The sequence below is a fragment of the Bradyrhizobium sp. 31Argb genome (assembly GCF_043638955.1).
GTDB lineage: Bacteria > Pseudomonadota > Alphaproteobacteria > Rhizobiales > Xanthobacteraceae > Bradyrhizobium.
This window is the reverse complement of sequence record NZ_JBEGDB010000358.1, coordinates 1-6,709: the sequence shown is the minus strand read 5'-3', so window position 1 is coordinate 6,709 and position 6,709 is coordinate 1. Positions and strand designations below refer to the sequence as shown.

Annotated in this window: 7 protein-coding genes; 2 read left to right on the top strand and 5 right to left on the bottom strand. The window is 61.4% G+C overall.

The genetic code is table 11. The annotated features are described in order from the left end of the window. The first annotated feature begins 69 nt into the window (after nt 1-69). Together AAFX91_RS37345 and AAFX91_RS37340 are read left to right on the top strand one after the other, a co-directional pair. Nucleotides 70-282 (top strand): hypothetical protein, encoded by a 213-nt coding sequence (locus tag AAFX91_RS37345; RefSeq protein WP_394569839.1) that lies wholly within the window; start codon nt 70-72, stop codon nt 280-282. Between the two features lie 21 nt (nt 283-303). After that, nucleotides 304-1,647 carry an adenylate/guanylate cyclase domain-containing protein gene (locus AAFX91_RS37340; RefSeq protein ID WP_165421028.1) on the top strand — a complete coding sequence of 448 codons (1,344 nt, stop codon included), beginning with the start codon at nt 304-306 and terminating at the stop codon, nt 1,645-1,647. A gap of 30 nt (nt 1,648-1,677) precedes the next feature. On the opposite strand, the gene AAFX91_RS37335 is transcribed toward AAFX91_RS37340, so the two are convergent. The 5 genes from AAFX91_RS37335 to AAFX91_RS37315 form a co-directional block, all read right to left on the bottom strand. Beyond that, nucleotides 1,678-2,895 (bottom strand): acyl-CoA dehydrogenase family protein, encoded by a 1,218-nt coding sequence (locus tag AAFX91_RS37335; protein ID WP_130577826.1) that lies wholly within the window; start codon nt 2,893-2,895, stop codon nt 1,678-1,680. Nucleotides 2,896-3,002: 107 nt separating this feature from the next. Next, on the bottom strand, nt 3,003-3,923 hold the full coding sequence (gene phaZ / locus AAFX91_RS37330; protein WP_207234416.1) for a poly(3-hydroxyalkanoate) depolymerase: 921 nt from the start codon (nt 3,921-3,923) through the stop codon (nt 3,003-3,005). Continuing rightward, on the bottom strand, nt 3,916-5,619 hold the full coding sequence (locus AAFX91_RS37325; protein ID WP_394569838.1) for an alpha/beta fold hydrolase: 1,704 nt from the start codon (nt 5,617-5,619) through the stop codon (nt 3,916-3,918). Before AAFX91_RS37325 ends, phaZ begins: the two co-directional genes overlap by 8 nt. Beyond that, complete coding sequence (locus tag AAFX91_RS37320; RefSeq protein ID WP_130577824.1) at nt 5,616-6,095, bottom strand: MaoC family dehydratase; 480 nt, start codon at nt 6,093-6,095, stop codon at nt 5,616-5,618. The genes AAFX91_RS37325 and AAFX91_RS37320 overlap by 4 nt, the downstream gene beginning before the upstream one ends. A 37-nt stretch (nt 6,096-6,132) precedes the next feature. After that, a complete protein-coding gene (locus AAFX91_RS37315; protein ID WP_394569837.1) occupies nt 6,133-6,606 on the bottom strand; it encodes a hypothetical protein in 474 nt (157 codons plus the stop codon). Between the last annotated feature and the right edge of the window lie 103 nt (nt 6,607-6,709).

The following is a 6,709-nucleotide window of genomic DNA, read 5'->3' as shown; positions in this document are numbered from 1 at the left end:
GTCACTTTGGCGTAGAGCTCACCAGGCCGCCGCCCAGCGCGCGCACTTCAAAACAAAAAGACAACTGTAATGCTAGAACATCCTTGCCGCATTCGAATTGGTCACTTTTCTCGGGATTACGAAGGTCAAAACCGTCGCGCCTGGTTCGTGGAAACACAGCAAGAGCGTTCCGCCGCCGTCAAACCGATGCAAGCACCGGGCGTGCGCTTTCTCCAAACGGTGACAATGAGTTTCTCGGCGAATCCTTTGCTGGCGGCCTTCGGCCAGCGGCGCGGTTTTTGATTGTTCGCGGAGAGCAAGGGATTGAGCAAGCAGGGAGCTGATGCCGTGCATTGCGTGACCTACTCTCACGGAACGACGATCCAGGCGGCCGATGGACAGACATTGCTCGAGGCGTCAATCCAGAACCGGATTCCGCACCACCACCAGTGCGGCGGCCAAGCACGCTGTACGACCTGCCGGGTCAGGATCCTCGATGGCCTCACGCATGTCTCAGCCCGCACGCCGCTCGAGGAGCGCGTCGCATCGGAGCGCGGGTGGGATGAGTTCACGCGCCTCGCCTGTCAGACCAGGGTACACGGCGACCTCGTCGCGCGCCGGCTCCTGCAGAGCCCGCAGGACATCGTGGTCCTTGACCTCGATGAACTGGGCGCACCTTCCGGCGTCGAGGAGCGGGAACTGGAAGTAGCCGTCCTCTTCTGCGACATCCGCAACTTCACCAGTCAGACGGAAAAGAGCTTACCCTACGACGTCGTCTATTTCCTGAACGGCCACTTCGCGGCCGCGGCGGAAGTCGTGCTGAACAACAATGGATTCATCGACAAATACATTGGCGATGGTCTGCTTGCGATTTTTGGCATCCGCGGTGAGCGGCCGGCGGTCGCGTGCCGGAATGCCGTTCGTGCGGCGATCGCGATGCAAGACGCCGCACAGCGGCTCTCCCCGATGTTCGAACGCGATCTCAACATCTCGCTTCGTCTCGGCATCGGCGTGCATTTCGGACCGGTCATCCTGGGCCGAATCGGTCATCCAGGAAAGCGGCCGATCACCGTCATCGGCAACACCGTGAACGTTGCCAGCCGAATCGAGCGCATGACCAAGCAACTCAATTCTTCGATACTCCTGAGCGACAGCATTGTCGCCGAGCTGCCCGGCGCCCTTCGAGTTGGCGCGAGCCACAAGCTCCAGCTCAAAGGCATGTCGGAAGACTCCGTGCTTTACCATTGCGACGGATTCACGAACCCCGATCCCGCTCTCCTGGTCCAGTCATCGTTCCACCGGATCGCTCCGCGCTTGGTCGCGTTCGGCGAACGCTTCTACCGCATTCTGTTCGAGGCCAATCCGGAACTTCGCCCTTTGTTCAAGAGCGACCTCGCACTCCAGAGACGGATGCTGGTGTCGATGCTGAGTTCTCTCGTCAAAGGACTGAACCGGATAACCGAGATCGAGGGCGGCGTGCGCGCCCTGGGAACGCGTCACTGCCACTATGGGGCAATTTCGACCGATTACGACAAGGTTGCCAATGCACTGCTCTTGACGCTCGCAGAATTCCTTGGCGACGAGTTCACGCCGGAGATTCGTGCCGCCTGGATCGCTGTTTACGGCACGATTTCGGAACTGATGATGGCTGGCGCGGAGGTCGAATAGTGGGCACGCGCCGGTGCAAACCCTATCTCGTCATACGAAAGCGCTCAATCCGGTGATGGACTTGCCGACGATCAAGGTGTTCATCTCCCTGGTCCCCTCATAGGAGTAGATTGCCTCCGCATCGGCCACGAAGCGCCCGATGTGGTTCTCCAGGAGGATGCCGTTGCCGCCGAGCAGCTCGCGGGCATAGCCGACCGTCTCGCGGCACTTCACAGTGCAGAACGCTTTTGCGAGCGAGGCGTGCTCGTCCTGCATCACGCCCTCATCCTGCAACTGCCCGAGTCGTAGCATCATCGCCTGGGTCGATGTGACATTGCCGAGCATGCGCACCAGGAGATCCTGAACGAGCTGGAAGCCGCCGATCGGCCTGCCGAACTGCATTCGCTCGGTGGCGTAACGCAGCGCATGCTCGTAGGCGCCCATCTGGCAGCCCACTGCGAACCACGCCACCCCGGTGCGGGTCATTCTCAAGACCTTTGCCGTGTCCTTGAACGTGTTGGCGTTCTGCAGGCGATCCGCCTCGGGAACGCGGCAGTCCTTCAGGGTGATCAGCCCGTTCTGAACGACCCGCAAAGCCATCTTGGTCCTTATCTTCTCGACCGAGAAGCCCGGATTGTCCTTTCCGACGACGAAGCCCTTGACCTGGTTTGAGCCCTCCTCACGCGCCCAGATCACGTTGATGTCGGCGAAGGTGGCGTTGCCGATCCATTTCTTCTGGCCGTTGAGGATCCAGCTGTCGCCCTCACGGCGGCAGGACGTCATCATTCCGCCCGACGTTGCTGAGCCTACCAATGGCTCGGTCAAACCGAAGGAGCCGATTGAATCGAAGCGCATCATGGCCGGCAGCCAACGCTGCTTCTGCTCCTCGTCGCCGCACAGATAGATCGATCCCGCCGACAGCCCGGTGTGCACCCCCCAGAACGTCGCGACCGACGCATCCACGCGCGCCAGCTCCATCGCGACAAAGCCGTTCAACAGCCAGCTGCCTCCGGCCGCCCCATACCCGTGGTAGCCGATGCCACCTATGCCGATTTCGGCCATCTTGGGAATGATCGCGAACGGAAATTCATCACGACCCCAATAGTCCTCGATCACAAGCGCGACCACGCCTTCCGTGAAGGCGCGAACGCGCCCAAGCAACGCACGCTCCTCATTGTTCAGCACGCTTGCGATCCTGTAGAAGTCGCCGTCAATCGGCGGCGGTACGTAACCCGGTTTCTCCGTCAGCTTTGCCTGCGCGTTCGCCATGGGGTCCTCCCTGGAATGAATGGTGAGGTCGCATCCGTCATGATTTCCTCCCTTCTCGCTGTGCCTAGGTTAGGCGCGTTCGCCATCCGGTTTCGGCAAGAGATGTCTCATTCGGCCGCCCCTTTGCGAAAGCGGACGCGCTCCGGCTCGCCCCGTTCGCGCTCGTCGGCCAGAAATTCCTCGATAAGGGCCGCGGTTTCCCCCGGCTTTGTCACCATAAGCAAATGTCCGTCGTCGATCATGCGGAGTTCGGCGTTCGGGATCAGCCGCGCCATTATTTGGCCGTTGATCGGCGGGACCAGCGGATCGTCGCTGCCCATCAGAACGAGCGTTCTCTGCGGCAACGACCAGAGCCATGGCAGGCTCGTCCATCCGACCATGGCGAGAAGCTGATAAAGGTAGCCCAAGTTGCGTGCGCCGTGCATCGCTTCCGCATGGGGGCGGATCAAGGACGGGTCCTTGCGAAACGCGCCGCCGTAGATGTCCGGCGCGATCCTGCTCAAGTATTCCTTGTCGACATAGCGGCGCGGCGTCGCCATCATCCACAGCACCGAAGGGCGCGCCGGCACCATGATGGCCCCTGGCGCGGTCGCGGCGAGCACCAGTCGCCGGCACAGCTTTGGATATTGATGCGCGAATTGCTGCGCGATGCCGCCTCCCCAGGACACGCCGGCCACGTCGATCTCATGGTAACCGAGCTCCGCGACGAGGTCGGCGGCGAGCCGCGCGAGCGTCGACGGGCGATACGGCAGCAGAGGTCGCGGCGATCCGCCAACGCCGGGCACGTCAAAGATGATCGCTGTCGTTCTGGTGAGCGCCTCAAGGAACGGCCTCGCCAGCTCCCAGTTTGCCCCTATTCCGTTGAACAGCAGAAGCGGTCGGCTGTCGCCGGTCCCACGCTTGATCGCAACCCGCAATGACTGCGCGCCAATCGTAATTTGTCTGACCTCAATCTCGTTCGGATTCATAACGGTCGAGCCCGGCTTCCGGCTGCTCGATTGGTCGGCGCTGGTGCGGTCGTCAGTCAAAGACGTAGGTCCCCGGCGCGGGTCCAAGGACGGGATGGCGTTCACTGCCAAGCGACGCGGGCGCGCTCACCTCCTCGCCCGAGCGCGGATGGAGCCAGTCCCGCCAATCGAGCCACCAGCTTCCCTTCCGCTTCTCGGCCGTCGCAAGGAAAGCGTCAGGGCCGGCCGGATTGACCGGCCCGATCATGAATGAAGCCTTCGGATTGGTCGGGGGATTGAGCAGGCTCTGCAGATGACCGCTGTTCGACAGCACGAAGGTTGTCGCGTCGCCCATGATCTGCGCGGTCCTGTGGACCCCCTTCCACGGCGTGATGTGGTCAGTCACTCCAGCGATGACGTAGCTGTCGGCCTTCACCTTGCTCATGTCGATGGTCTTGCCGCTCAGCGTGAGCTTGCCGGCGCTGACGAACGGATTGGTGAAATAGAGATCGAGGTAATCACGGTGCAGGCGGGCTGGAAGACGGGTTGTATCAGCATTCCAGTACAGGATATCGAAGGCCGGCGGCTGGTTGCCCAGCAGGTAATTGTTCACCCAGTAATTCCAGATCAAATCGTTGGGCCGCATCCAGGCGAACATCCGCGCCAGATCGTGGCCGTCCACGATTCCGCGAAGGCGGGAGCTCTCCTTGGCGGCCCGCATCGTTTCCGGCGTCATCAGACATCCGAACGCACTCTCCTCGGCGGTGTTCGGATCGAGCAGGCAGACTGCCAGGACCATGTTCCTGATTTTCAGCTCCGCCGCGCTGCCCAGCGTCGCAAGATACGCCGTCGCGGTGATCCCGCCGGAGCAGGATCCCATCATCGAGATATCGTCGCAGCCGGTGACCTCGCGCGCTGCGTCAACAGCTCCGTCAAGCGCGGCCACATAGGTGTCCAGACCCCAGTCGCGGTTGGCCGCGGTCGGATTGCGCCAGCTTACGCAGAAGGTTTGAATTCCGCTCTCGAGCAGGAAGCGAACCATGCTCTTGTCGGGCGAAAGATCGAGCGCGTAATATTTGTTGATCTGTGGAGGGGTGACGACCAGCGGTCGCTTCCAGACCTTCTCTGTTGTCGGCGCGTACTGGATGAGCTCCAGCAATTCGTTGCGGAATATGACCGCGCCCGGCGTCGTCGCGAGGTTTTTGCCAACCTCGAAGGCGGTTTGATCCACCATCGACGGCATGCCGCCATTCCTGACGAGATCATCGAAATAGTTCTTCAGCCCGTGCCATAGACTTTGGCCGCCGGTATCGACGAATTTTCGAACTGCCGCCGGATTGGTCAGGATTGCGTTGGTCGGAGCGACGGCGTCAACCAGGATCTCCGTGATCAAATGTGCCCGCGCCTTGTCGATCTGGCTGAGGCTCGTCTTGTCGACGAAGCCGTTGACCGCGTCGCCCCAGGCAAGATAGGCCCTCAGTAGTCCGCTATGCAGCGCACTCTCCTTCCAGGTGGGATCAGAGAACCGCCTGTCGCCCGCCTTCGGCGTCCGCTCGGATTTGCCGGCGACGATCGAGCCCAGCTCACCCAGGAAGGAAAGCCACTGTTCGGTGGCGACTTTCGGCTCGTTGACAACCGCCTTGAACAGGATACCCGCGCTTTCGACCAGATCCTGCCCCTGAATGCCAACAAGGCGATTGAGCGCCAGCGTATTTCTGGACGCTTCCTCGGATATCCCCGGCGTCGGCGATATCTGCTCGCGCTTCTCCGCACTCATTGTTGTCCTGCTCCCTTCGCGGGAATCAGTAGCGCCAGCGTCTCGGCAATCAGGGCCGGCTTCTCCGATCCCTCCACTTCCAGCGTGTTTTGAGTCTTCATGATCACCTGCCCACCCTCTCTCGGCTCGATCCCGGCGAGAACGACGCGCAGCCTGACGCGCGCGCCGGCGGGCACCGGCGCGAGAAAGCGGACCTTGTCGATGCCGTAGTTCAGGCCGGCGGCAGCATCCTTCGGGATGACACCGACCTCCATCGCCAGCGGAGCGACCATCGAGAGCGTCAGATAGCCGTGCGCGATCGGACCGCGGAAGGGACTTTCCTGCCTCGCCCTCTCGACGTCGACATGGATCCACTGATTATCGCCGGTACAGGATGCAAAGGTATCGATCCGTGCCTGATCAATCGTGACCCAATCGGAAAGACCAAGCTCCTGTCCAACTCGTTCGCCGAGAGCGGCAAGTGTGAGGTTGCTCATCTGTCAACTCCTCGATGCGCTGATGGATGCCGAGCGGTTACATGTCGCCGTACTTCTCGCGCAGCACCTTCTTGTCGATCTTGCCGACACTCGTCTTGGGAATGCTGTTGATGAAAAGGATCTTCTCGGGGATTCCATATTTCGAGATGACGCCCCTGTCGGCGAACACCTTCAGGTGGGCCTTCACGGCAACATCCGTCGCCCCGCCTGCACCGGTTGTTTCCTTCACCACCAGCGCCAGCGGCCGCTCACCCCAGCGGTCATCCTTGACGCCGATCACGGCGGCCTCCAAGACGCCGGGACACTGCGTGATCAAGTCTTCGATCTGCAGAGACGACACCCATTCACCGCCGGTCTTGATGACGTCCTTGAGGCGGTCGGTGATGTGCACATAGCCACCGGGGCTCACCACGGCGATGTCGTTGGTATGCAGATAGCCACCGGCCCAAAGCTGCTCGGAACCTTCGGGATTGTCGAAATAGCCCTGCGTCAGCCAGGGAGAGCGGAGCACGATCTCTCCCGCCGACTTCCCGTCATGGGTAGGGGAATCGCATATGGCCTTAGGGGGTATTGCATAGCGGAGCGAATTGGATTCTTCGGGTGTCTCCCGATTC

What these genes read in the sequence shown, in the direction of transcription:
- AAFX91_RS37325 (WP_394569838.1), bottom strand. Translation starts at nt 5,619, where the DNA reads ATGAGTGCGGAGAAGCGCGAGCAGATATCGCCGACGCCGGGGATATCC.
- AAFX91_RS37320 (WP_130577824.1), bottom strand. Translation starts at nt 6,095, where the DNA reads ATGAGCAACCTCACACTTGCCGCTCTCGGCGAACGAGTTGGACAGGAG.
- AAFX91_RS37345 (WP_394569839.1), top strand. Translation starts at nt 70, where the DNA reads ATGCTAGAACATCCTTGCCGCATTCGAATTGGTCACTTTTCTCGGGAT.
- AAFX91_RS37335 (WP_130577826.1), bottom strand. Translation starts at nt 2,895, where the DNA reads ATGGCGAACGCGCAGGCAAAGCTGACGGAGAAACCGGGTTACGTACCG.